General features: G+C 48.6%; 18 protein-coding genes. 10 read left to right on the forward strand and 8 right to left on the reverse strand.

From position 1 onward, the window contains the following. Positions 1-55: 55 nt before the first annotated feature. Positions 56-718: a ribose-5-phosphate isomerase RpiA gene (rpiA, locus tag ASG89_RS13295; RefSeq protein WP_082593057.1), complete on the forward strand. Its 663-nt coding sequence runs from the start codon at positions 56-58 to the stop codon at positions 716-718. Positions 719-980: 262 nt separating this feature from the next. On the opposite strand, the gene ASG89_RS13300 is transcribed toward rpiA, so the two are convergent. After that, on the reverse strand, positions 981-1,499 hold the full coding sequence (locus ASG89_RS13300) for a DinB family protein (protein WP_321166500.1): 519 nt from the start codon (positions 1,497-1,499) through the stop codon (positions 981-983). A 182-nt stretch (positions 1,500-1,681) separates the two neighbouring features. Beyond that, positions 1,682-2,659 (reverse strand): helix-turn-helix transcriptional regulator, encoded by a 978-nt coding sequence (locus ASG89_RS13305; RefSeq protein ID WP_057311189.1) that lies wholly within the window; start codon positions 2,657-2,659, stop codon positions 1,682-1,684. A 111-nt stretch (positions 2,660-2,770) separates the two neighbouring features. On the opposite strand from ASG89_RS13305, the gene ASG89_RS13310 reads away from it, so the two are divergent. After that, the gene (locus ASG89_RS13310) at positions 2,771-3,631 is read left to right on the forward strand and encodes a hypothetical protein (RefSeq protein WP_057311190.1); all 861 of its coding nucleotides are present in this window, start codon (positions 2,771-2,773) and stop codon (positions 3,629-3,631) included. Positions 3,632-3,695: 64 nt separating this feature from the next. On the opposite strand, the gene ASG89_RS13315 is transcribed toward ASG89_RS13310, so the two are convergent. After that, the gene (locus tag ASG89_RS13315) at positions 3,696-4,925 is read right to left on the reverse strand and encodes an aminopeptidase (RefSeq protein ID WP_057311191.1); all 1,230 of its coding nucleotides are present in this window, start codon (positions 4,923-4,925) and stop codon (positions 3,696-3,698) included. Between the two features lie 85 nt (positions 4,926-5,010). Between ASG89_RS13315 and ASG89_RS13320 the strand changes: the two genes are divergently transcribed. From ASG89_RS13320 to ASG89_RS13345, 6 genes are all read left to right on the forward strand, one after another. Continuing rightward, positions 5,011-6,690 (forward strand): glutamine--tRNA ligase/YqeY domain fusion protein, encoded by a 1,680-nt coding sequence (locus tag ASG89_RS13320; RefSeq protein ID WP_057311192.1) that lies wholly within the window; start codon positions 5,011-5,013, stop codon positions 6,688-6,690. Between the two features lie 318 nt (positions 6,691-7,008). Continuing rightward, positions 7,009-7,572 (forward strand): histidine phosphatase family protein, encoded by a 564-nt coding sequence (locus ASG89_RS13325; protein ID WP_057311193.1) that lies wholly within the window; start codon positions 7,009-7,011, stop codon positions 7,570-7,572. Positions 7,573-7,685: 113 nt separating this feature from the next. Continuing rightward, positions 7,686-8,384 carry a response regulator transcription factor gene (locus ASG89_RS13330; RefSeq protein WP_057311222.1) on the forward strand — a complete coding sequence of 233 codons (699 nt, stop codon included), beginning with the start codon at positions 7,686-7,688 and terminating at the stop codon, positions 8,382-8,384. After that, positions 8,378-9,778 carry an ATP-binding protein gene (locus ASG89_RS13335; RefSeq protein WP_057311194.1) on the forward strand — a complete coding sequence of 467 codons (1,401 nt, stop codon included), beginning with the start codon at positions 8,378-8,380 and terminating at the stop codon, positions 9,776-9,778. The genes ASG89_RS13330 and ASG89_RS13335 overlap by 7 nt, the downstream gene beginning before the upstream one ends. Before the next feature lie 87 nt (positions 9,779-9,865). Further along, positions 9,866-10,339, forward strand: coding sequence for a hypothetical protein (locus ASG89_RS13340; protein WP_057311195.1), 474 nt, complete (start codon positions 9,866-9,868; stop codon positions 10,337-10,339). Between the two features lie 171 nt (positions 10,340-10,510). Beyond that, the gene (locus ASG89_RS13345; protein ID WP_057311196.1) at positions 10,511-11,545 is read left to right on the forward strand and encodes a potassium channel protein; all 1,035 of its coding nucleotides are present in this window, start codon (positions 10,511-10,513) and stop codon (positions 11,543-11,545) included. Between the two features lie 161 nt (positions 11,546-11,706). Here ASG89_RS13345 and ASG89_RS13350 read toward each other — a convergent pair whose 3' ends face one another. The 3 genes from ASG89_RS13350 to ASG89_RS13360 are packed head-to-tail and all read right to left on the reverse strand — an operon-like array spanning position 11,707 to position 14,534. Next, positions 11,707-12,888 carry a cation:proton antiporter gene (locus ASG89_RS13350; RefSeq protein WP_057311197.1) on the reverse strand — a complete coding sequence of 394 codons (1,182 nt, stop codon included), beginning with the start codon at positions 12,886-12,888 and terminating at the stop codon, positions 11,707-11,709. Positions 12,889-12,945: 57 nt separating this feature from the next. After that, positions 12,946-13,224, reverse strand: coding sequence for a hypothetical protein (locus ASG89_RS13355; RefSeq protein ID WP_057311198.1), 279 nt, complete (start codon positions 13,222-13,224; stop codon positions 12,946-12,948). 29 nt (positions 13,225-13,253) lie between these two features. Further along, a complete protein-coding gene (locus ASG89_RS13360; protein WP_057311199.1) occupies positions 13,254-14,534 on the reverse strand; it encodes an ArsB/NhaD family transporter in 1,281 nt (426 codons plus the stop codon). A 225-nt stretch (positions 14,535-14,759) separates the two neighbouring features. On the opposite strand from ASG89_RS13360, the gene ASG89_RS13365 reads away from it, so the two are divergent. Further along, positions 14,760-15,593 carry a DUF72 domain-containing protein gene (locus ASG89_RS13365; RefSeq protein ID WP_057311200.1) on the forward strand — a complete coding sequence of 278 codons (834 nt, stop codon included), beginning with the start codon at positions 14,760-14,762 and terminating at the stop codon, positions 15,591-15,593. Positions 15,594-15,943: 350 nt separating this feature from the next. On the opposite strand, the gene ASG89_RS13370 is transcribed toward ASG89_RS13365, so the two are convergent. Both ASG89_RS13370 and ASG89_RS13375 read right to left on the reverse strand, forming a co-directional pair. Further along, a complete protein-coding gene (locus tag ASG89_RS13370; RefSeq protein ID WP_057311201.1) occupies positions 15,944-17,557 on the reverse strand; it encodes a helix-turn-helix domain-containing protein in 1,614 nt (537 codons plus the stop codon). Continuing rightward, positions 17,544-19,358 carry a sensor histidine kinase gene (locus ASG89_RS13375; RefSeq protein ID WP_057311202.1) on the reverse strand — a complete coding sequence of 605 codons (1,815 nt, stop codon included), beginning with the start codon at positions 19,356-19,358 and terminating at the stop codon, positions 17,544-17,546. The genes ASG89_RS13370 and ASG89_RS13375 overlap by 14 nt, the downstream gene beginning before the upstream one ends. A gap of 220 nt (positions 19,359-19,578) precedes the next feature. On the opposite strand from ASG89_RS13375, the gene ASG89_RS13380 reads away from it, so the two are divergent. Next, a complete protein-coding gene (locus ASG89_RS13380; protein WP_057311203.1) occupies positions 19,579-21,135 on the forward strand; it encodes an extracellular solute-binding protein in 1,557 nt (518 codons plus the stop codon). The last annotated feature ends 45 nt before the right edge of the window (positions 21,136-21,180 follow it).

The raw sequence follows: 21,180 nt of genomic DNA on the forward strand, positions 1-21,180 counted from the left end.
ATGTGTTAAACTTGTTGGATAGAATTCAATCAGTAGAAGTGAGGAGTGTGCACAAGTGGAAGCGAAAAAAGCAGCAGCAGAGCTAGCGATTACGGAAATTCGAGATGGGATGATCGTCGGTTTGGGGACGGGATCAACGGCCTATTGGGCGATCCAAGGGCTTGGTGCACGGGTACAAAATGGCCTGCACATTCAGGCCGTCGCCACCTCAGTTGCTTCTGAGAATTTGGCTAAGGAGTTGGGGATCCCGCTGATACCTTTTGCAGATATCTCAGAAATCGATGTCACGATAGATGGGGCCGACGAAGTCGACCCTGCTTGGCATTTAATCAAAGGAGGAGGGGGCGCTCTGCTGCGGGAGAAAATCGTCGCATTTTCAAGCAAGAAGCTCATTATCGTGGTGGATGAAAGTAAAGTTGTTGCACAGCTTGGCGCATTTCCACTACCTGTTGAGGTTGTAAAGTTTGGCTATGAACTGACGAATCGGAAACTCCGAGCGCTTGGCTGCGAGCCCACAGTTAGAGTTGTTGATAATCGGCCTTATGTGACGGACAACGGAAATTATATTATCGATTGCCGCTTCGATAGTATCCCGAGACCTCCTGAGCTCCATCAAGCTATTAACGGTATTCCTGGCGTAGTGGAGAATGGGCTTTTTATCGGGCTGGCGAGCCAGGTGATCGTGGGGTATAAGGATGGTTCGGTGGGGAGGTTGTAGGAGATTACAACGGCCGAATAGGCAAAAAAGAGTTGCCCTTCATGTCATGGTGACTTGAGGAGGCAACTCTTTCTATGTTTAGACGAGATTTAGATGTCTCGATCGTCGTAGTCCGAGGAATAACTGGAAAATCTCCAGCTAATTCCAGCGAAATTAACTACAGAAAATCCATCTATTCTACTTGTAGTTCCGCTAAACGGGCAGAGTCGGTGTGCGTATGGGTGTAGGCGAGTGTATATGGATGTTCCGCCTAGACCTTCGCTTACACTAACGGCTGCATACCCATCTCAACCCAACTTTCCCTCGTTGGACCATAAATATCGGGAACGCGCAATCCAGCTTGGCGCATCAAGACGATCATCTCACCGCGGTGGTGAATTTCATGGGAGATGAGGACGCGGAGCGTAAGCCCGTTAGGCCACTGATCGCCGTACATATCGCTAGTCTCGAACAACTTGGCCTCGGTCCATTGCGACTTAACCGCTTCGATGGCTGCGGCAGCGGAGGTGCGGTAGGTATCAGCGATAGTTTGGGCAGAAGCGGGAGCAAGCTCCTCCCCTTCAGGGGCGGTGAATGTCAGCCCTGTGCGGGACAGCATCTCGTGGACTGTTGTAGCGATGTGCCACGCAATTTGTCCAAGTGAACGGAGTTCAGGCGTGATTTTCTGGGCAAGTGAAGCATCTGTTAGGGCGTCCATGACGCGTTGGGTGCCTTGCGCTTCTCGGGCATATTCGGTTGCAAAATCTTCAATCATTTTAATCATGGGGGTTGTCCTCCTCAAATTTGTACTGGCATCGTAAGTATGGGCTTGGTCTTGCCGCCAGAAGAAACTGGCATCACTAGCAGGGCATTCTTGTATGGATATGTTGTCAGCAGGGGCAGAGTTTCCTATCGATGCTTGTTCTTGGTTGATACGCACACCTCATACCCCTAGTATAGACAAACATTGCTGACAACAGAATGTCAGTGATTCGAATAAAGGGCAACTATTTTTTCGGCTTTTTCTTTGATAATGGCTGCGATATGCGCCGGTTCTAGAATGCGCAGGCTGGGGCCATAGCTGAGCAGTGTGCCATACAGCCATGGCTCATCGGGCTGTGTCGCTCTAATCATCAGTGTTCCGTCGGGCTGCAGGGTCACATGCTCTGGACGGAAATAATCTTCGATCTGTGCCCTGACATTCGGCTGAGCGTGCAGCACGAGCGTAATAAGGGTGGCAGGGTTTCTGTTGCCTAGACGATAGTCAAGCTGCTCCAACGTTTCTTGCTTGCGTTCGAATATTTGGGAAAGCACATCGACGCCATGCATACGAGATAAGCGGAAAATCCGAAAATCCCCACGCAGCAAGCAGTAACCGTACAGATACCAGCCGAAGCCTTTGACCACGATGCCCATGGGCTCTACGGTTCGCACGGACGGTTCGCTTTGCGATGAAAGATAAGAAAAAGTGACGAGTCTTGTCTCCTTAATTGCGGTTCGGAGAGTCGCAAGATGCTCTGTATTTTGCTGGCTGCTGCCCCAAGGATTCATGTCGAGAATGAGCTGGTTGCCCAGTTGCTTTGCAGCGGGTTGCTCGGATTTGGCGACGAGTGCACCGACCTTATCCAGCAGATTGCTGATTTCTTGGTCGGGGACGGAAGCATGAATTCCTTTGAGGCCGGTGATGATCGATTGCAGCTCTTCCAAAGAAAGAAACTGCCGATCCAGACGGTATTGGTCCATGATTTCATATCCACCGCTGAGTCCCGAATAGGAAACAACCGGAATGCCAGCTAGGTTAATAGCCTCCACATCCCGATAAATGGTGCGCATAGACACCTCGAACCGCTCGGAAAGCTCCTTGGCACTAATACGGCGACGATTGAGCAGCAGCATGGTGATGGCGAGTAAACGATCTATTTTCAGAAGGAACACCTCTTTAATTCTGGTCGTATTCTTCATTCATTATTCGATTATACTGATGAAAATCCTTTGTTGCCCGTTTCGCGCATACCACATTGGAAAAATTGGAATAATAAACCGAATTCAATTCCATGATGGGAAGTGCGAACAATGTCTCGGTTTAGAAAAAGTTTTAGAATCCCACTGCGCGCAGCAGCATTGGGTATGCTCTTGAGCGGCGCTTTAAGCTTTAGTGGGTCGGCAGAGGCCTCCACGCTAGCGGTACCTCCGCCACCCGCACAACTAACGCCTCCACAGAGTGGGCAAGGTCAGCTCATCCAGACGCGTGAGATTGATGTCACCGGTGACGGCAAATTAGAGATGGTCTCCCTTGTCGGTCTGAAATCGGACATGAACAGTCCCTATTATGACAAGTTGTTTATCTCCTCCGTCGGACAAGGTCAGGCGCAGGTCGTGATTCCGCTGGAGGGCGGGTACAATCCGAAAATGGATTTTTGTGATTTTATCCATGACAAGCTGCCACAAATCTATGTGACCTCCGATACCGGCGGCAGTGGCGGGTTTACTTCGAATTACATCTATTCGCTCAGAAATAATGTGCCCACTGCGATCCCGATGCCAGAACCGCTGCATGTCAAAGCGACCTTTAAGAATAACTATAAGGTGAAGATGAAAATCGAGGAGACCGGCAAATCCTTTACTCTCGATATTGCGGATCGCAAGGAGGCTTACGAGCAATTCGGCATTTACAACCAAGGGAAAATTGTAAAGCCAATCATAGTTAATGTGGATGCGTACAGCCTGTTGAAGCCCGTCGATGTGGATCGGGATGGCTTCTGTGAGTTGAAAGGTGTTCAGCGCATCACAGGTATTGCCAATGCAGACACACTAGGCTATGTCACTTCGGTGTGGAAATGGCACAAAGATAAATGGAAGCTGAAGGAAGCGGCTGTTACGCAAACCTTGACGACCAGCATGGTGCGTGCACCAAGTCTTGAAGACGAGGACTAGAGACGACAAAGACCGCTCTTACACGGAAAAAATTCCATGTAGGGCGGTCTTTCTTCATGTGGGCTTATGCCCAGTTTCCATTGCGGAATAAAGGCTCGCGCGTACCGTCTGCCGTAATCCCGTCAATCGCCATATCCTTGGAACCAATCATGAAATCTACGTGGATTAAGCTTTTATTGTAGCCATTTGCTTCAAGCTCCTCGGCACTCATCGTCGTTCCACCCTCAATCGTGAACGGGTAGGAATTGCCTAGCGCGACGTGACAGGAAGCATTTTCGTCAAATAGTGTGTTGTAGTAGATGAGACCTGACTGTGAAATGGGGGAGTCATAAGGCACGAGTGCGACTTCACCCAAATAACGAGCACCTTCATCCATATTGAGCATGTTGTTGAGTACTTCTTGACCCACTTCTGCAGTTGCTTCGACGACGCGGCCATCTTTGAAGGTTAGGGAGAAGCCATCGATTAACGAACCTTGGTAGCTCAGCGGCAAGGTGCTGCGAACCGTACCATTCGTTCCGTTGCGAGCGGGCATCGTGAACACTTCCTCTGTCGGGATGTTCGGAACGAAGAAAATACCCTTCTCAGATTCGCTGCCTGCGGCAACCCATAGATGCTTCGGTGCTAGTTCTATGTACAAGTCGGTACCTGGTCCTTGGAAATGCAGTTGCTTGAACTTCTTGTTGTTCAGCAAGTTCTGTTTCGCCGTCAAGGTGCCGATATGTTCTTTCCATGCGGTCACAGGATCGGCTAGATCAGCACGCGTCAGCTTGAAAATTTGCTCCCAAAGTTTCTGAACCCGCTCAGCTTCGCCTAAATTCGGGAATACCTTTGCTGACCATTCAGGTGTTGGGTAGGAAACCATAAGCCAGTTGACTTTGTTGCTGCGTGTATAGTTCAGGTAGCCTGCGCGTGCCGTAGCTGCTGCTTTGCTGGACATGGCGACACGGGCTGGATCAATATCTTTGAGCAAATCGGAGTTGGGTGCGTAAATGGACAGGAAAGCTGCACCTTCCTTTGCCATTTCTTCCATCCCGTTAGCACGCCATGCGGGGTAGTTCTGAAGGGTATCTTCGGGTGCGTGCTTCAGGCGAAGCGCCTTTACTACATCGTCATCCCAGTCCACGACGACATCCTTCGCACCAACGTCATAAGCCTTCTGAGCCAGCTTGCGGACGAAATCTGCACAAGCTATCGGCGTCGTGATGACGACGGTTTGATCCTTTTGTACATTTAATCCGACGCGTATGGCAAGCTCTGCATATTGGTCTAAATAATGCTCGAATGATTCCATCTCTATGTCTCCTTTATATTTGAGTACCATTTAGTGTATGATAGAAAATAAAACTTTAACCCCGTGGGAGAAAGGCTGGGCACATATGGAAACGAAAAACGCGGAAGCTAACGTAAGCGCAATATCCAATTTCATTAAGAACATTGTAAACGAAGATTTGAAATCAGGCAAAGTCAGTCAGGTCGTGACCCGATTTCCCCCGGAGCCGAACGGTTACCTTCATATAGGACATGCAAAGGCGATATGCACGAACTTTGAAATCGCGGATGATTTCAATGGGTTGACGAACCTTCGATTTGATGACACGAATCCGGTCAAAGAAGATGTTGAATATGTGGAGTCCATTAAACAAGACGTAGAATGGCTCGGTTTTAAATGGGACGGGCTTTTCTTCGCTTCGGACTATTTCGAAGAAATGTATAGCCGAGCATTAGTCTTGATTCGCAAAGGACTGGCTTATGTAGACGACCAATCTGCGGATGAAATCCGTGAAACTCGTGGTACGTTGACGCAAGGAGGAACAAACAGTCCTTATCGTGAGCGCACGATCGAGGAGAATTTGTCCCTATTTGAGCGTATGCGTGCGGGTGATTTCAAAGACGGCGAGCGTGTGCTGCGGGCCAAAATTGATATGTCAGCGCCGAATATTAATCTTCGAGACCCGGTTATCTACCGTATTCTTCACGCACATCACCATAACACGGGAGATGCTTGGTGCATCTATCCGATGTACACATATGCTCACCCGCTGGAAGATGCGATTGAAGGTGTAACACACTCGCTCTGTTCGAGTGAGTTTGAGGATCAACGTCCGTTCTACGACTGGGTAATTCGTGAGTGTGAGATGCCGAATGTGCCGAGACAATATGAATTCGCCCGTATCTCCTTAATGAATACCGTTACGAGCAAAAGAAAGCTGAAACAACTCGTCGACGAGAAAGCCGTTGATGGTTGGGACGATCCACGTATGCCGACCATATCAGGTCTGCGTCGTAGAGGCTTGACGCCAGAGTCGATTCGCAACTTTGTCCGTGAGCTTGGCGTATCCAAAGGCGGCGGCGGCAGTGTGGTTGACACACGCATGCTGGATCACTTCATCCGCGAGGATTTGAAGCTGAAGGCGCTGCGCACGATGGGCGTACTGAATCCGCTCAAAGTTGTCATCACCAACTATCCTGAGGATGGCGTGGAGATGCTGGAAGCGGAGAACAACTCCGAGAACCCGGAAATGGGCAATCGCATGATTCCATTCTCCCGCGAGATCTACATCGAGCAAGATGACTTCATGGAGAATCCACCGCCCAAGTATTTCCGGTTATTTCCCGGCAACGAAGTGCGTTTGAAAAACGCCTACTTCATCAAGTGTAATGACTTCATCAAGGATGCGGATGGCAATGTGGTTGAATTGCACTGCACTTATGATGTTGAGACGAAAAGCGGCAGCGGCTTCACTGGCCGTAAAGTCAAAGGCACCATCCACTGGGTGGATGCGAAAAGCGCCGTACCCGCGGAATTCCGCCTGTACGAGCCACTGATCTTAGACGATGAGGAAGGCGAAGAAGAGACATCGTTCATGGATAAAGTAAACCCAAATTCCTTGCAAATCGTGCAAGGCTTCGTCGAGGACAACATGAAGAGCGTGAGCCCGCATGATAAGTTCCAGTTCTTCCGCCACGGTTACTTCAACGTGGATCCGAAGTACACAACACAGGATCATCTGGTGTTCAACTTGATCGTTTCATTGAAAAGCTCGTTCGTGGTGTAACGAACGAAGATATAGTTGAAACCGAACCCCCTGGCGGATGCTAGGGGGTTTTGGCTTTTTAGCGTCGCAGTAAGGGGGTACATGATGGTAAGCTCCATAATAGGGTAAGGAACGACCTGCTATCAGCCTCACAGCAACCTGCAAAAGTGCAACTGTTTGGGGCAAAATCCCCCGAAATCGGAGCATTCATGGGAAAAGGATGCCTATTAGCAGTTTTCAGTTGAAGTGCAGGAGATTTAAAGCATTTCGCGAATGCGTATAAGGAAGTATTTGTGAAAATGAAGGTGTGGGGGAATAAAGTAGTTTTAGGAGGCGCACATGAAGACGACGATTTATATGGTTAGACACGCGGAATCTCCCTATAATGAAGGAAATGAAAGGACCAGGGGACTTACCCCCAAGGGGAAAATGGACGTAGAAGACATCACAAAGATATTAAAAGATGAAGAAATTAATATGCTGATATCTAGCCCATATGCGCGAGCAATTTTAACCCTAGAGGGGTTGGCTAAAGAAATAGAACAAGAGATTAAGATTGTTGAAGATCTTCGGGAAAGGCATTTTTCTAGTGAAGATGCTCTGATTCCTGCAGAAGATTTTATGTCAGAGATGAAGCGGATGTTTGATGACTTTGATTATGCTTATCCAGGTGGAGAATCTAATAAAGCCTGCCAACAAAGATCGGTGGCAGTATTGAAGATTATTTTAGAAGAAAATAAGGGTAGGAAGATAGCCATTGGCACACATGGTAATGTGATGACATTAATGATGAATCACTTTGATGCGACATATGGATTCGATTTCATGAATCAGACCAGGAAGCCTGACATTTATAAAATGCAATTTAATGACCTCGTATTGGAGGAAGTGACGAGACTCTAGGAACCGCGTGAATAGGGATGTCATCCGTGAGAAATTAGAAATTTTTCCTTCACAATTCTCCCTTACACTAACAGGATAATGGTTTCATTCAAGGAGTGTGACCCCTCGTGACAATGGTATTAGTCGTAGATGATGATCTGAATATATGTAAAATCACGAAGCTATATCTGGAGAAGAACGGCTTCGAGGTAGCGACGGCGAACGACGGCGAGCAGGCGCTCGCGCGGTTCAAGGAGTTGCAGCCCGATTTCATCGTGCTGGATATTATGCTGCCGAAGCGCGATGGTTGGTCGGTCTGTCAGATGGTTCGCGCACAAAGCGATGTGCCGATTCTGATGCTAACGGCGCGAGGCCACGTGGATGAGCGCGTGGAGGGTCTGCGGATGGGAGCCGACGACTATTTGGTGAAGCCTTTTGACCCGAATGAGCTGGTCGCACGGGTAACGTCGATCCTTCGTCGGACGGGGCTTCGCACCCAAGTGGCGCCTGCGGCCAACGTATATGAGGTCGGCAGCTTGCGCATTGATAGCCTAGGCCATGAGGTGACGGTGGAGGGGCAGGTTGTCGCCTTACCGAAGAAAGAGTACGAGTTGCTGCTGTTTTTCGTACGGAATCCGAATCAAGTATTCACGCGCGAGGACCTGATCGCTAAGATCTGGGGGTGGGATTTCGAAGGAGAGGACCGTGTGGTTGATTTATATATCAAACGATTAAGACAGAAGCTGTCGGCCCTCACGGATCGCAAAGAAGACTGGAGTATCCGTACAGTATGGGGTGTGGGCTATAAGTTTGAGGGGCCAGGCATATGCTGAATTCCTTTTATCGCAAGCTACTATTTATATATATAGCGATTACGGTGGTGTCGATTGTAGCGATTTCTGGCGCGATTGGTTACACGATGAAGCAGAAGACGTATGACCGAAGCGAGAAACTTTTACTGGAAAAAGTGGAGCAAGTGGAGGAGCTAGCGAAGGATCTGTTCGATAATTCGACGGCTCAGAAGGATTTCCGCAAGCAGATTAATGCGATGGAGAAAACTTCAAATGTCCGCGTTTCGGTGATCCGACATCCTCGAGCGACCTTGGATAAAATCCAAGCTGTAGGCGAAGTTCCTGCCCGACTGGGCTGGGTGGAGAAAGTACTCTCCGGTAACCCGGTGACAGTGAAGAGCACATTTACACAGAATAGTCCTGTCAAAATGCTGATCGTCGGACGTCCTGTCCTACAGGACAGTCGGGTGGTTGGGGCGATTTTCCTGTATACGCCTATCCAGAATATCCAAGGTACGATTAAAGAGATTAATCGCGCTATTTACATCTCTGCTCTCGTGGTGGCGCTACTGGCAATTGCGCTTCTTTACTTTGTGTCACGGCACTTTGTGAAGCCTTTGCAGCAGATGAGCAAGACAGCGGAGGCGCTGGCACTCGGAGATTTCAGTGGCAGGGTGCCTGTACGCGGCAAAGATGAAATCGCCTCGTTGTCGGGGTCGCTCAACCGCATGGCCGGCAAGCTGCAAAAGGTCGAAGAAGGCCGGAAGCGGTTCCTCTCGGAAATTTCTCACGAACTTAGGACACCGCTGACGACGATACGCGCCTCCCTGCAGGGCATCACGGATGGCGTAGTTGATCCAGAAGATGCGAGGGAATTCATCGATATCTCCCTCCAAGAGACACTTCGACTAAGTCATCTAGTGGATGATCTGCTGGAGTTGTCTTCATTTGAGGAGAAGCAGGTGAAGTTGACGATGCAATCCGTTGATCTGCCAGAGTTAATTGGACTCGTGGTGACACAGTTGAAGATGAAGGCGAAGGGTAAAGGGATTGAGCTCAGCGCAAGTGTGGAGGGAGCGTATACCGTCCAGGCAGATGCGGACCGACTCAAGCAAGTATTCATCAACTTACTGGATAATGCGATCAATCACATTCCAGAAGGCTCACAAGCTGGGATTCGCGTGAAGGCGGTCAGGCAGGAACGTTGGATCGAGGTATGGGATGAGGGGCAGGGCATTTCTCCAGAGAAGCTGCCGTATCTTTTTGATCGGTTTTACAAAGCGGACGAAAGCCGCAATCGCTCCGGCGCAGGGTTGGGATTAACGATTTGTAAGCACATTATCGAGGCGCACGGCGGTTCCATTCGTGTCGAGTCGCAGCTGGGGGCTGGGACGGTTTTCAAAATCTTTTTGCCACCTATACCTGTCCTCACATGACAAACTTATGACATAACTATGGGATAAGATAAGGTTCGTAAGGTAAAGGGGTAACGACCCTATATACGAATCGAGGAGTGATGCCACATGTTGAAAAAGAAATTAGCAGGATTAGTGTTAGTAGGTGCGATAATATGCTCTGTTCCGGTGGCGGCTTTCGCCGAAAATGTACAAGGAGATATACCAGCAGCATCAACAACGAAGTTTCATCCTTTGAAACAACTTTTAGTGGAGAAAGCGAAGGCTTTTGGCATATCGACGGATGGGAAAACGAATAAGGAGATCAAGACAGAGCTGAAAGCGGCGTCTTTAACTGAGCTGCAAGCAAAAGCGACTGAAGCGGGTATCTCGACGGAAGGGAAAACTGGCAAGGAACTCCATACGGCGTTAAAGGCTGCCAAAGAGGCCAAAAAAGCAGCGAAACAAGCGAAGGTAGCTGAGGCTGTGAATAAGAGAGCAGCCAAACTAGGCATCTCCACGGATGGTAAAACAACGGAGCAGGTTTACACAGAAATCACGAGTGCACTGCAAGCCAAATGGGCGAAAAAAGCTGCGAAATAAATAGGATCAAGCATAGTATGTACATGAAGGAAACCCTGGTGCCAACTCTGGCGCTGGGGTTTTTCCTACTCCGAATCATTTTGCGATACTCTCATAATATAAGCGTTAAGGGGGATATGTTATAATAAATGTATTAGTAAAAGTTGGATGAACCCCTGTAAGGAGGTTGCCATGCTCTTCTTCTCCAAAATCCTATTGCGTCTAATCCGTTGGAATAATCTCTTTGTTTTTGGCGTAGCTGTTGTATTCATTGGAGGCAGCGCCTTGTTAGCCTATGAACTTGAGCCGAGCACCTTCGAGACCCGATTTAACGGCCTCTGGTGGGTCATGACGACGGTTACGACTGTCGGCTATGGTGACTTCTATCCACATACGGTTGCAGGAAAATGCTTAGGGATCGTCGTCTACATCTTTGGTATTGGGCTTATTTCCATAACGATTAGTAAAGTCGTGGATGCCTTATTTGTGTATCAGCGGATGAAGGAGGAAGGGAAATTGAAGTTTGCAGGTGAGAATCATTTTGTCATTATTGACTGGAGTCAGCATGCAGAGAATGCCATTAACGAGATTCTGAACTCGGATCTCCTCGTGGAAGTTGTACTTATAGCTACACTGGACAAATCGCCAATTCAACATGATCGTGTGCATTATGTGCTGGGCAACCCGCAACTCGTGGCGACTCTCGAAATGGCGAATACGTCGAAGGCAAGAGCGGTATTCATCTTTGCTGATGAGGTGACGCAGTTCCAGAACACGATTCGAGATCCTGCCTTTGTCGATGGCAAAACCTTGCTGGTCGCCACGACCGTTGAGCGCAACTATAGCCATGTCTACACGATCGTGGAGATTCGCGATAAGCAAAACCTGCCCAACTTCCAGCATATTCGCATTGATGAATTCATCTTTGGCAGTGAGACGATTTCCCAGCTCGCGGTACGCTCGGCGTTCAGCCCAGGCACCTCGAAGATTCTCACACAGCTGCTGACGCGCACGCCTCAAGGTGAGGACCTCTATGAGATTCCTACACAGGCGAAGTGGGTGACGTTCCATGATGCTTTTCAGGATTTGCTGCAAAAGGGCGCTACATTGATCTCAGATGGGGAGCATCTGAACATTAACAAAAGGCTTCATGAAGAGATTCCGCTGGGAGCTAAGCTTTTCGTAATTTGTGATAAGGAAACGTACGGACGGTTGACTCAGAAATAGAAGAAGAGCCAGAGGCGGGGCCTCAGGGCTCTTTTTTATAACGTTATGCCATCATCCTATACCTCGGAAAAAATAGGAATATATCCGAATAACGTTATGGCACAGTGCTATTTAAACGGGTAACCTTTTGAACTACACCTATGCCCCAGAAATACCAGGTGTTACTTCACCTTCAAAACCGCAACCAACCGACTCAAGGTCGTTCCTTGAACGAGCAATGAGAACACTACATTGCTGAACGTCATCGAGAGTAGCAGGTCGCGGCCTTCGAACGCAGGCGACACGCTTAAGATAAGGGCAATGGAAAGGGACCCTTTCAGACCACCCCAGGCAATGATGGGCTTCCATGTTCGAGGGATGGAGCGATCCATCGAGAGACTTACGTATACAGCGATGAATCGCGCAACGAGAACGATTAGAATGCTTCCACCAATCAGGGGCCATTTGTCCGTGAAGTCAATGTTCGATATTTCCAAGCCCACCATGAGGAAAATGAGCGCATTGCCAATAAAGGCGATGACCTCCCAGAAGGAATCCATTTTCTCTAGCGTGGTGTCAGACATGCCGATGTTCTTCCCGTAAGTTCCGAGCAATAGTCCAGCAAAGACCACCGAGATTACGCCGGATAGGTGGAACATCTCGGCGATCTCGAATACGCCATAGAACAAGACGATGGATAGACCAATTTCGACGAGATAGTTATCGATGCGCGAGGTGATTCTGGAAGCTAGGAAACCGCCAAGGATCCCGATCAGCATCCCACCGAGCACAACCTTGGCAAACTCTAATGTGCCATCCAGAAGGCTGGACATGCTGAGCATCGTAGTGACTAGCGCGATTTTGAATAGGACGACGGCGACGCCGTCGTTGGCTAAGCTTTCGCCCTCGACGATCGTGGATAGCTTCGAATTGAGTCCGAGCGACTTAAAAATACTGAGCACGGAAACGGGATCGGTAGCGGCCATCAAGGCGCCGAATACGAGTGATTTTTGCAGGGAGAGACCTAAGAATACAGAGCAGAGCACCGCTACAAGAACAAAGGTAATCAATGTGCCGAGTAAGGAAAGCAGTAGGATAGGCCGCTTGTTTTCCTTCACCTCATGGAAGTGCAGCTTGATCGCCGCATCCCCAATGAGGGCGGATAAGAAGATAAGGATAACAGTGGTTTGGAATACGTGATCGGACGAGATGTAAAGTTTGAGCTCATCCATAGCAGGAATGGGAAGGAGTCCAAGCAATAAACCCGCAATGACGAGCAATGTAGGATAAGGTTGTTTCAGTTTGTCTGCCAAATAGGCAATAGCAACCGCGATAGCAAGCAAGACAAGCCAGTAATGAATCATCTCAATTCCTCCTATCACATAACCGAAGTGTTCGGTTTAACCTTTCAGTAACACCTGCTACACCCAAGTAACGCTCGTGATGAGGCGATGCTTCATGAGTGATAGGATAAAGTCCTCATAGGAATCTTGACGCACAATGAATTGATAATCATGATTTTTAAAGGCGTAGAACAATACATCTGTAATGACATGATTATGTTCGAAGTCATGCTGAATGTCTTTCACCCTCTGATCCATAGAAGCGTCCCCGAGAATGTGAATGCGGAATTCAATATCCTGCCCGTTGGGTGCTTCACTGAGCTGTATAACCTTGTCGTCAAATGTGTATTGTAACATCACATCATCTTCCTCTCTTCGTGGATTCCCTACATCAAATATCGCAGGTAGATATAGATACTGGATAAAACAATCGATAAGATCATCAAAGGAAAGCCATATTTCAGATATTTCATGAAGGTGATCGGGTAACCCTCTTTACCTGCGAGACCTGCGACAATTAAATTCGCACTGGCTCCAATTAAGGTGCCATTCCCCCCCAAACAAGCACCCAAGGCAAGGCTCCACCACAGAGGTTCAAGGTTGCTCACACCCATATTACCCATTTCCTGAATCATCGGAATCATGGTAGCGACGAATGGGATGTTATCGAGGAAAGCCGATGCAATCGCGCTCAGCCAAAGAATCAGCATCGAAGTTGCGAGCTCATTGCCACCTGTCAATTCAATCGCCTGCGCAGCTAATTGAGCAATCACACCGGTTTCCACAAGTCCGGATACGAGCACGAACAGACCGACAAAGAAGAAGATCGTAGGCCACTCGATGCTAGCGAAAGCCGACTCCAGCATATGCTCGCCAGTCAGGAGAAGCAGCAGAAACGCACCGCTCAGCGCAACCGTAGCCGATTCCAAATGCAAGCTCTGATGCAGGAAGAAACCTAGAAGGGTAAGTGCCAGAACGATGAGGCATTTCCAGAGAAGCTTCCGATCTGTCAGCATGGCCTTCTCATCCATCGCCATAATGCTCTCTTGCAGCGCTGGGGTAGATTTGATTTGTTTCCCGAAAAGCAGCAGAAATAATGGAATATAGGACAGCATGATAATGATTGCAATTGGTGCAAGGTTATTAATAAATGCCATGAATGTAAGCTCTTTCACCGCGCTGCCAATCATAATATTCGGTGGATCGCCGATCAGCGTTGCTGTACCCCCCACATTAGAGGCCAGAATTTGTGTGAAAAGGAACGGGAAAGGATTCACGCGAAGCTGTCTCGTAATGCTCAGGGTGACAGGGACCATAAGAAGGACGGTCGTCACATTGTCCAAAAAAGCAGAACAGACCGCCGTGATGACCACGAGTGCGATCAATATCCTTCGCGGTTGTCCCTTGGCGAGCTTAGCCGCCTTTACCGCTACATATTTGAAAAGTCCCGTCTCCGCTGTAATACCCACAATAATCATCATCCCGATGAGCAGGCCTAGCGTGTTGAAATCAATGTGATGCAGCGCAGTCTCTTGGCTGACGATGCCGAAAGCAACCATAAGCACGGCGCCAATCATGGCGATAATGGTGCGGTGAATTTTCTCAGAAATGATAATGGCATAAATAAGCAAGAAGATGCCGATAGCCCAGTAAGCTTGTAATTCCACTAGATGTTGCTCCCCCCAATGACTTGATTTCAGGATTTCCAGAATTGACCTGAGTTATGTGTAATAAACGACCCGTAGTTCCCCGAAAAAGACAAAAAGAGCCCGCTTTTGGCAGGCTCCTCCGGGTCAATCCTATATAGCGTAACTATACCTGCTCCACTGAGAGTTGTAAAGAGAAAGTCATTTGGTACAATAGATATAATGTGTTAACTCGGGGTGATAAGAATGATCAATATTGGTTTGGCTGGTTGGGGTGACCATGACTTAGGCGGTAGCAAAGGGAAGCTTGTGACGTACGGTGCTCATTTCCCGGTAGTGGAGGTTGATACATCTTTCTATGCCGTCCAGCCTGAACGCAATTATGCGAAATGGGTCCAAGAGACACCTGAGAATTTTGGGTTTATTATCAAAGCCTACCAAGGGATGACTGGCCACCTTCGAGGTGAGAATCCGTTTCCAGGTGGGACTTGCGAGATGTACGAGGCATTCTTGCAGTCAATTCGACCCGTTCAGGAAGCGGGAAAGCTGAAGGCCGTGCTGTTTCAGTACCCGCCGTGGTTTGCGTGCAACAAGGCGAGTGTGGATGTGATTCGGGAGGCGAAAGCCAAAATGGGCGATGTCCCGCTCGCGCTGGAGTTCCGACATCAGAGCTGGTTCACGGAGGACATGCGGGATAAGACGCTGGCCTTCATGAAGCGCGAGGGCTGGATGCACAGCATCTGCGACGAGCCGCAGGCAGGAATTGGATCCGTTCCGATCGTCCTGGAGGCGACGCATCCTGACATGACGATGGTTCGCTTCCACGGACGCAATGTCGGGGGATGGGTACAGACGAACGAGGCCAACTGGCGCGATGTAAGGTATCTGTACGACTACAATCCGCAGGAATTGTTGGAGTGGAAGGTGAGGTTGCTCCGCTTGCAGGAGCAGACGCGGGAGATTTGTATCATTTTCAACAACAACTCAGGTGGACATGCAGCAGGGAATGCGAAAACGTTGATGAGCATGCTAGGCTTGGACTACGAGGGGCTTGCACCGAGACAGTTGGATTTGTTCTAAGAGAAAGTGACTCCAGGTTCAAACGATGAGCTAGTGGTCAGCGTTCTGTCGCTGAATTGTCGAAGTCGATGCTGTCGGACTAGGCGACATTTGATAGAATGGGATGTAGGAGCAGATAAAAGGGGCGTGTGACAGGTGGTTGGTGCGATTATTGGCAGTGTGATTGCGATTATTATCGTGATTGGGCTAACGATTTGGATAACGAAGAAGGCTTATTCGCGTAAATGGGAAGATGATGAATAGAAGTTTCATAGATACGCAAATACCCCTGTAAGAAGCACATCACGTGATGCGCTCTCTTGCAGGGGTATTTAATTGATTTTAACCGACTGAACCTCGTTGTGCTGTATTTACTCCTCCTGCACCCGTCGGTAATCCGAAGGCGTCACACCCGTTTCTCTTTTGAAAATCCGATTAAATGAACGGTAATTCTCGAAACCGATGGATTCGGCGATCTCAAATGTTTTCTGATCCGTCGTTAGGAGTAAAAGTTTGGCCTTTTCCACTCGCAGTCGAGTTAAATATTGAACGAAGCTTTCGCCAGTCGTTTTCTTAAACATACTGCTGAAATAAGGCACGCTGTAATTGATCGATTCTGCCAGTTCTTCCAACTTGTACGGATAGCTGAGGTCCTCGTACATCTTCTGGATCATACGGGAGATCGAGGAGTCGATTGACTTGCTATCGCCCTGTAGTTTCTGCAGATTACGGAAGAAAAGGAACGTCGTTTCATGCACAGCGTGGAATGTCTGGCATTGATCAAGCTTCTTGCGGAACGCTGCCTCTAGCTCCACGGGTTCCTCGGCATCCGCTGTGAAATGGCTGATATCCAGAAATACGCGTAGATATAAGGATTTGATCTGCTCCGGGTCCCATCGCTGTTCCAACGCTTGTCGGAAGAAAGAGTTGCGCTCCTCCTCTAGGGCGGCTGCACTGCGAAGTGGCTCCAGCAGTGCCTGCTTCAAAATCTTCACCCAGAGACGACTATAATTCTCTGGGATGTGTTGAAACGTGACCATCTCGGTCCAAGCAGAGCGTGAGACGGTCACATTCCACTGATAAAAGAACGGATTGGCAGCCGTCACAAGCTTCTTCAGCTCCGCCAGCCGTTCTCCCATACCCTGCTCGATTCGGAATTCCAACGTGAGCGGGTTCATTTTAAGATAAGCCGTAAAGGATTGAATGATCTGTTCAAGGAGCACCTCTCCTTGGGAGGAGTTCCCCTCTGGCGCATAGATTGAAAAGAACCGCCCTTTATCCAAGGCGATAACTTTATTCGCCCCACGGGCCGTGAGCAGCTCCTTTAAGACGTTGACTCCGGCGAATTGCCACAGCTTCAACTCTTCCTGCTGATCAATCGAGAACCGCAGCGAGCTTCGATCGAGTTCCAGCAGCAGCACATGAAAGTTCCCGCTGGCTACTGGGATATGGGCAGCTTCCAAGCTCTGAAGCCACTCGGACTCGGCATCCGATGAACGAAGCATATCGAGAAAGGTACTCTGCTCAATCTCCATTTCGTTCGAGCGAACCTTTTGCTCCAGGAGCAGCTGCTTCTCTCGGGATTCATCTAATGAAACCGCCTGTCGGGCAAGACCCTCCATGGTGCGGGCAAGCAACTCGGGATCAGAAAGGCAGTCATCTTTGATTAAATAGGCGGCGGCCTTTAACTGAATGGCTTGCTGAGCATAGTGGAAGTCTTTGTGACACGTCAGAATAATCATTTGCGGCATCGTTTCACCGCTTTGTTCGATTTCGTGGAGCATCTCTAAGCCGTTCATCCCAGGCATTGTAATATCTGTAACGATCATTTGGGGCTTATGCTGTAAAAAGAGTTCAAGGCCCTCAATTCCATCCTCCGCTTCACCAACGAGTGCGAACATGTCGCTTTGGTCCTCGATCATATGCCGAAAAACGGTTCTTGCCGGTATCTCATCCTCGACCAATAACACTTTATAGCTGCTCATGCTGCACCTCCTTTAAACGTACGGTATCAGGGGGAAGCAGGAAACGAATCAGCAGGCCTTGATCACTGGGAGAGAATAATTCCATCTGCGCTTCCTTGCTGAACATCAGCCTGATCCGTAACCAGACATTTTTGAGGCCGATATTTTCGCCCAGTTGTTCTTGCTGCATGTGCACCCGCAGCTTCTCAAGCTGCGTCTCATCCAGACCAATCCCATCGTCTTCAATCTCAATTACGGTGCATGCGTCAATGGACCGCGTATACACGCGAATGTGGATGTGGCCTTCAGCCTTCTTTTTGGGTAAAATCCCATGAAACACGGCATTTTCAATGAGTGGCTGCAAGCTTAGCTTAGGGATGTACATGGCCTTCAAAGGCGATTCAATGTCGACATGCAGCTTGGTCTGGTATTTGTATCGCATGTTTAGCAGGCCGATATAATCCTGTAGATAGTCTAGCTCCTGCTGCAGCGGCACATTCTGATCGTAATTTTCCATACTGTAACGCAGCAAGGAGACGAATTTTCCCATCAAAGTATTAATGTTGTCGTAATCTTTCAGCATAGCAAACATGCGAATCGTATTGAGCGTATTGTACATAAAATGTGGATTAATCTGCGATTGCAGCGCCCGAATCTCCAGCTTGCGCTTCATATCTTCGGACTCCTGCTGTTCGGAAAGCAAGTCCTGAATACGGACAGCCATCGCATTGAGCATACGTCCTAAATCGCCGATTTCATTATTGGCAAAATAAGTGACACGAGCATCGAAATTCCCTTTTTTGATCGCATCGACCTGTCGCTTCACTGCTTGCAATGGGCGATACAATTGGTATCCGAAGCCGATAACGGAGAGGCCGCCGACCGTGACAAGTGCAAGGAGAAAATAGGTGACGGTCTTGCGAATGATGTCAGCGCTTTGGGTCAACTCTTGTGAAGGAATTTCCGAGATGACGATCCATTTATCAAAGGTTTTCGTTTGTTTCACGGAAATGATCGACGTGTCCATCCCGAATTGCGTTGGTTTCCCTAATGAGACCCAATGCGCTAGAATGTTGCGGGTACGGACATCATCCTGGTTGCGCTCTAGTTTGCTGGTTGTGGCTATGGTAATGCCACTCTGCGTTAGAAGTGAGACAGAGCCGAGCGAGCCCAGCTGAATATTCTCAATTTGCTGCTGAAACTGCGCATTATTCATCGAAATCAAAAGAACCCCGCGCAAATCCTCGTAGACTTCGAAAGGGATACGGCCGATGTAGTAGGTTGAGTTTTGCAGTATCTTTAAATCAGGGTGCGAGCTCTTATCCAGGAACATGCTGGATTGGTCCTTTGCCAGGAACTCTTGAATCAAGGGCTTGAAAGGTGAGCGTTCCAAGGTTGAGGGAGCCTCATCGGAGGATAAGACTTCACCCGTAATGTTGGAATATACCTGTAGTCCTTCGACATTGCCGATCACGGCAGAAGCGGTACTGAGAACCGAAATGAGATCCTTTTTGCGGACAACCTCTTCGAAATATTGGGAGGAGGGCGACACCAGTGCGCTTTGGATCGATGAAATACGGGAATACTGCTCACTAAGCTCTCGGAACCTGGACATCGTCAGTTCAATGCGGTCCACAACTTGATTGACGAGCTGGGCATTCAGCCGATTGACCTGTTTTTCCACGGTTGAACTGGAGACGGATATGGAGATATAAGATAATACAATCAGCGGGATGATGGAGACAGCCAGCATGACTAGAATCATTTTGATATAGAAGCTACGGGTTAGAAAACCGAAGAAGGGCAACATCATGGTGCTCATCACATCCGTTTGGCATAGTTGATCTCCCTCCGCTCAGGTCGGGGGTCTTTGTATTTGCATTATAGTACATGGGGAGAAAGGGTGATACCGCTTCAGAGCGATATCTTAAAAACGGTGACACTTTCACTTGTTTTCGACATGTTCTTGCTTCCATATCATCTTCTATAATTCAAACTGTACCACATACGACGCGTCAGTAAAAACGAAAAGGGGAATATACATGACTAGTAAAAAAACGTTTGTACCCGTTCTCGCGGCTACATTGCTCTTAGCTTCTGTGGCAGCAGGCTGCTCAAGCAATTCCAAGACACCAGCCAGCACAGCGCAAGGTTCGCAGTCGCCCACGGCTTCAGCAGCACCTACAACCATTAAAGCGATGACCATTTTGTTCGGCAATCCGCCTGCAACAGACAATAATAAGGCGAAAGAGGATCTGGAGAAAAGAGGGAATGTGAAGCTTGACGTTACATTTGTTCCGTCCGAAGCATACAAAGATAAGCTTTCGGTCGCTGTCTCCGCTGGCGATTCCTATGACTTGCTCTTGCTGGATGGCGGTAAAGACGATAAGTATACCAACTTGGTCAAGATGGGTGCCTTCCATGACCTTACTCCTTATTTGGACAATACCAAAAATTTAAAGCAGATTAATCAGACCGTGTGGAAAAACTCGGAAGTCAAAGGGAAAGCTTACGGGATTCCAAGACCGCGCGGTATATATGGCGGCGGAGACGGCAACCTGATTATTCGGAAAGACTGGCTGGATAAATACAACTTGGCGGTGCCCAAAACAGTAGACGAGCTGACCAAGGTGCTTCAAGTGTTTAAGGAAAAAGATCCAGCTGGCGGCGGTAAAACGATTCCGCTTTCAGTTAACGGCGTAGATGCGATCGGGAATCCTGGTCCATTTGCCGGTACGAATCCGATGCAGTTTGCTTTCGGTATACCTAACGTATGGAAGCTGGATAACGGTAATGCAGTTCGGGATTTCCAAACACCGGAGTACAAAGCATACCTCGACTGGCTGCAAGGTGCTTGGAGCAAAGGTTTGATTGACAAGGACGCGCCGGTACTGAAAAACCAGCAGCAAGTGCGAAGCAAATTCATGGCAGGTGTAGCTGGCGTATTTGCTGGCAATGCGAGTGACTTAACCGAAACCAATGTAACTAAACTAAAACAAGTTGACCCGAATGCGGAGATTGCCATCATTGACCTGTTAGAGGGACCGGGTGGCAAAAAAGGAGTTAGCGTGGGCGGTGGCTACTACGGGCTTTGGGCGATTCCGAGCTCGGTGCCTAAAGATAAGGTTCAGAAAATCATCGACTTCTTGGATTTCAGTGCTTCCGAAGAGAACGCAGCATTTGCAAAAACCGGCGTGATTGGGCTGCATGCTAGTGAGCTGAAGGACGGCGTAGCCGTTCAAACGGACGAGCAGAAGAAACAATTTGACCTGGATAAACCATCCCAATTTGTTCTCGAGAACAAAGCCGATCCATACACGTACGCAACAGCGAAAGATCAAGCGATTTTGAAGGTTCAAAAGGCATCACTGGATGTAATCAGCAAAGCGGGTATTGAGAATCCTTTCCTCAGCTATAATTCACAGATTGCCAGTAAAAATCCAGATAGCTACAAAAAAATGAGCGCTGTCATGACGAAATACGTCCTGGGCGAGTCCAAATGGGACGACGTTCAGAAAGAAGTAGATGCTTGGACGAACGGCTTGGGTGGACAAATCACGAAAGAGCTGCTCGATCAATATATCGAAGATCATAAGTAAGCAAGCGTAGGGGGCAGGCTAGCCCCCTCTATTTTTGGTAAGGAG

This window comes from Paenibacillus sp. Soil766 (assembly GCF_001428105.1).
GTDB lineage: Bacteria > Bacillota > Bacilli > Paenibacillales > NBRC-103111 > Paenibacillus_E.

Excerpts from the sequence above, each read along its gene's own strand:
- ASG89_RS13305 (WP_057311189.1), bottom strand. The coding sequence starts at position 2,659 with ATGAAGAATACGACCAGAATTAAAGAGGTGTTCCTTCTGAAAATAGAT.
- ASG89_RS13310 (WP_057311190.1), top strand. The coding sequence starts at position 2,771 with ATGTCTCGGTTTAGAAAAAGTTTTAGAATCCCACTGCGCGCAGCAGCA.
- ASG89_RS13315 (WP_057311191.1), bottom strand. The coding sequence starts at position 4,925 with ATGGAATCATTCGAGCATTATTTAGACCAATATGCAGAGCTTGCCATA.
- ASG89_RS13320 (WP_057311192.1), top strand. The coding sequence starts at position 5,011 with ATGGAAACGAAAAACGCGGAAGCTAACGTAAGCGCAATATCCAATTTC.
- ASG89_RS13325 (WP_057311193.1), top strand. The coding sequence starts at position 7,009 with ATGAAGACGACGATTTATATGGTTAGACACGCGGAATCTCCCTATAAT.
- ASG89_RS13330 (WP_057311222.1), top strand. The coding sequence starts at position 7,686 with ATGGTATTAGTCGTAGATGATGATCTGAATATATGTAAAATCACGAAG.
- ASG89_RS13335 (WP_057311194.1), top strand. The coding sequence starts at position 8,378 with ATGCTGAATTCCTTTTATCGCAAGCTACTATTTATATATATAGCGATT.
- ASG89_RS13340 (WP_057311195.1), top strand. The coding sequence starts at position 9,866 with ATGTTGAAAAAGAAATTAGCAGGATTAGTGTTAGTAGGTGCGATAATA.
- ASG89_RS13345 (WP_057311196.1), top strand. The coding sequence starts at position 10,511 with ATGCTCTTCTTCTCCAAAATCCTATTGCGTCTAATCCGTTGGAATAAT.
- ASG89_RS13350 (WP_057311197.1), bottom strand. The coding sequence starts at position 12,888 with ATGATTCATTACTGGCTTGTCTTGCTTGCTATCGCGGTTGCTATTGCC.
- ASG89_RS13355 (WP_057311198.1), bottom strand. The coding sequence starts at position 13,224 with ATGTTACAATACACATTTGACGACAAGGTTATACAGCTCAGTGAAGCA.
- ASG89_RS13365 (WP_057311200.1), top strand. The coding sequence starts at position 14,760 with ATGATCAATATTGGTTTGGCTGGTTGGGGTGACCATGACTTAGGCGGT.
- ASG89_RS13370 (WP_057311201.1), bottom strand. The coding sequence starts at position 17,557 with ATGAGCAGCTATAAAGTGTTATTGGTCGAGGATGAGATACCGGCAAGA.
- ASG89_RS13375 (WP_057311202.1), bottom strand. The coding sequence starts at position 19,358 with ATGAGCACCATGATGTTGCCCTTCTTCGGTTTTCTAACCCGTAGCTTC.
- ASG89_RS13380 (WP_057311203.1), top strand. The coding sequence starts at position 19,579 with ATGACTAGTAAAAAAACGTTTGTACCCGTTCTCGCGGCTACATTGCTC.